Source organism: Pantoea sp. CTOTU49201 (assembly GCF_032054795.1).
GTDB lineage: Bacteria > Pseudomonadota > Gammaproteobacteria > Enterobacterales > Enterobacteriaceae > Pantoea > Pantoea symbiotica.
In genome coordinates this window covers 1-3,067 of the sequence record NZ_DAMBSA010000492.1, presented here as the reverse complement: position 1 = coordinate 3,067, position 3,067 = coordinate 1, and the positions used below count along the sequence as shown (strand labels likewise).

Sequence of the window (3,067 nt, the reverse complement as noted above, 5' to 3'; positions counted from 1 at the left end):
CACCAAGGTGCTGAAACTGCCTCAGCACGAGGCGAACGAAAGTCGCTCTGCGCTTAACTGAGCGGCATTACGCCATGAATGGCGACCCTACATTGTCCCGTTCAATCGCCCTGGAAACACTTCCCGCAACCATTCAATAAACACCCGCAACCGCTGCGTCAGATGGCGATTCTGCGGATACACCACATGAAACGGATAATTCGCCGGACGCCACGTCGCGAGAATCTCGACCAATTTTCCCGCCTGCAAATCTGCCGCCGCTGCGTAGCGGAAAGTCTGAATAATCCCCAATCCCGCAACCGCCGTCGCCAGATGCGCGTTACTTTCGTTGACGCCAATCCGATGCTCGCTCTTAATTTCCAGCTGCTCGGCGCCCTGTGTAAAACGAAACGGAAACGCCCTGCCGCTCTGCGGCGACAAATAGCTCACCATGCGATGGCCATTTTTCAGCTCCTGCGGATAAGCCGGCACACCGTAGGTTTTCAGATAGCCCGGCGCGGCGCAGGTGATCATCTCCGCATCCCCCAAATGCCGCGCCACCAGCGACGAATCGCTAAGCGGACCGCCGCGAATCACGCAATCAACGTTACCGCTGATCAAATCCACCGCGCGATCCGCAACACCAAGGTCGATACGGATGTCCGGATAACGAGCGATAAAATCGGGCATCGCGGGGATCAACACATCGCGCGCGGTTGATCCGCCAATATCAATGCGCAGATAGCCGCCGGGTTTAGCGCTTTCAGCGTTGAACGAGTGATCGATATCTTCCAAATCACGCACAATACGCAGCGCTTTTTCATAGTAATCGCGCCCTTCCGGCGTCACCGTGACACGCCGCGTGGTGCGCTGTAGCAGGCGAATGCCGAGATGCGCTTCCAGTTCCTGCACCAGTTTGCTCAGCGTGGCGTTGGGCATGTCGAGTGAATCCGCCGCACGCGTAAAGTTGCCCGCTTCGACTACGCGCGCAAACGCCTTGATCGCCATTAACTGATCCATGCTGTTTTCCGCTGCACTCAATTATCCACACACTGGAATAGTCATTTCGATTTTACACCATTTATCAGTAAACGCCGTGACGTTAGATTGCTTCTCATGCACTGCATCGCAGTTATCAAAACCTCAGCACACATTGGAGAAGCAAACATGAACGCACTCAACGGTAAAATCGCATTGGTAACCGGCGGCACAACCGGCATTGGTCTGGCATCCGCGCAGGAATTGGCAGCACAAGGCGCACGCGTGTTTATCACCGGTCGTCGTCAGGCGGAACTTGATGCGGCAGTTGCCAGCATCGGTTCTAGCGCCAGCGGAATCCGCGCCGACGCTTCGGTGCTGAGCGACCTCGACAACGTCTATGCAGAAATCGCTAAACAAGCCGGCCGCCTCGATATCCTGTTCGCCAACGCCGGTGGCGGCGACATGCTGCCGCTCGGCGCCATCACCGAAGAGCATTTTGACCGCATCTTTGGTACCAACGTGCGCGGCGTGCTGTTCACCGTGCAGAAAGCGCTGCCGCTGCTGAGCGACAACGCCTCGGTGATCCTCACCGCTTCCACCACATCAGTTCAAGGCACCGCCGGATTCAGCGTGTACAGCGCCAGTAAAGCCGCAGTGCGTAACTTTGCCCGCTCGTGGGCGTTGGATGTGAAAGATCGCGGTATTCGCGTCAACGTGGTCAGTCCCGGCCCGGTGCGCACGCCAGGTTTAGGTGGTTTGGTGCCTGAAGATCAGCAGCAAGGATTGTTTGATGCGCTCGCGGCTCAGGTGCCGTTAGGTCGCCTCGGCGAACCGGGTGAGATTGGCAAAGTAGTGGCGTTTTTGGCGTCCGATGCGTCCAGCTTTATCAACGCCGCCGAAATCTTTGTTGATGGCGGTATGGCGCAGGTGTAACGCGTACCAGGTCGCCATAAATGGCGACCCTACGAATATTTGCGTTTTTTGTAGGGTCGCCATTCATGGCGACCACGCCTTTTCTACGCCTCAACCACCGGAATCTCATCCAACTGGGTAAAGATCGAAATCCCCCGCTCCTTGCCAATCCGCACATCGTTATCCGCCCCCTGAGAAGCACCCGGAATGCGCAGGATGGCATCGCAACAGTGAATCAAGCGATGCGCTACCGGATAGAGAAAAGATTCACTGATTTCATCGCCAATCTTCTGCGAACCGGCCGCGCTTGCCAGCGGCAACGCCAGCCATTCACCAATCACCGGCGTATGTCCACGCTGGTAGACCTGCAAGGCAATCTGGTCTAATTTCTTAATATTTTCATGAATTAACACTTCATTGCCGTTAGTGCCGCTGCGTACCGGTCCTGCGATAAGAATTAACATTAGGCTTCTCCAGAGGTTCGATGTTTAGGGCTCGCGTTTTTTTGCACGTTTGCCCGATTATTGGTGACAAAATCTACGTTAACATGCATAATCGTGCAAATACAAGCAAAAACATGAATGAGAAAATAATGCTCTCCAGCCAACGTAAACAGCAAATCCTCGCCATTTTGGCCGAAGAAAAACAGGTGATGTCGAGCGAGCTAAGCCAGCGTTTCGCGGTCTCGGAAGACTCGATTCGCCGCGATCTGCGTGAGCTAGCCGCCGAAGGTTTACTGCAACGGGTGCACGGCGGTGCGCTGCCGGTTTCTGCGGCTATCGCACCGTTTGAAACACGCAAAAGCGTGCAGATCAGCTCCAAGCGTCTTATCGCGCAGAAAGCAGTACAGCTTATTCAGCCCGGACAAGTGGTGATTATCGATGGCGGCACCACCACCGCCGAGATGGTAAAGCTGCTGCCGCCGGATTTGGCCTTTACCGTGGTGACGCACAGTCCAAGTATTGCCGTGGCGCTGGTGGATTATCCGCAGGTTGAGGTGATCATGATTGGCGGCTTGCTGTATCGCCATTCGGTGGTTGCGGTGGGTGCGGCGGTGCTGGAAGCGATTGCACGGATTAATGCCGATCTGTTCTTCATGGGCGTGACCGGCGTACACAAAACCGCAGGATTAACCACCGGCAATTACGAAGAGGCCAGTGTGAAACGCGCGCTTTCCGCACGCGCGGCTGAAACC

General features: G+C 55.6%; 4 protein-coding genes. 2 read left to right on the top strand and 2 right to left on the bottom strand.

What is annotated here, in order from left to right:
* Window positions 1–87: 87 nt before the first annotated feature.
* Window positions 88–999 carry a LysR family transcriptional regulator gene (locus tag RTY00_RS22710; protein ID WP_312666413.1) on the bottom strand — a complete coding sequence of 304 codons (912 nt, stop codon included), beginning with the start codon at window positions 997–999 and terminating at the stop codon, window positions 88–90.
* A 147-nt stretch (window positions 1,000–1,146) separates the two neighbouring features.
* Between RTY00_RS22710 and RTY00_RS22705 the strand changes: the two genes are divergently transcribed.
* Window positions 1,147–1,893, top strand: a complete 747-nt coding sequence (locus tag RTY00_RS22705; protein WP_312666411.1) for an SDR family oxidoreductase — start codon at window positions 1,147–1,149, stop codon at window positions 1,891–1,893.
* Window positions 1,894–1,976: 83 nt separating this feature from the next.
* On the opposite strand, the gene RTY00_RS22700 is transcribed toward RTY00_RS22705, so the two are convergent.
* Entirely contained in the window at window positions 1,977–2,336 is a 360-nt protein-coding gene (locus RTY00_RS22700; protein ID WP_008110185.1) for a hypothetical protein, read from the bottom strand.
* A 128-nt stretch (window positions 2,337–2,464) separates the two neighbouring features.
* On the opposite strand from RTY00_RS22700, the gene RTY00_RS22695 reads away from it, so the two are divergent.
* Window positions 2,465–3,067: DeoR/GlpR family DNA-binding transcription regulator (locus tag RTY00_RS22695; protein ID WP_312666415.1), on the top strand; the 603-nt coding region annotated here is incomplete at its 3' end.

Coding starts and splice junctions, on each gene's coding strand:
- RTY00_RS22710 (WP_312666413.1), bottom strand. CDS start 999: ATGGATCAGTTAATGGCGATCAAGGCGTTTGCGCGCGTAGTCGAAGCG.
- RTY00_RS22705 (WP_312666411.1), top strand. CDS start 1,147: ATGAACGCACTCAACGGTAAAATCGCATTGGTAACCGGCGGCACAACC.
- RTY00_RS22700 (WP_008110185.1), bottom strand. CDS start 2,336: ATGTTAATTCTTATCGCAGGACCGGTACGCAGCGGCACTAACGGCAAT.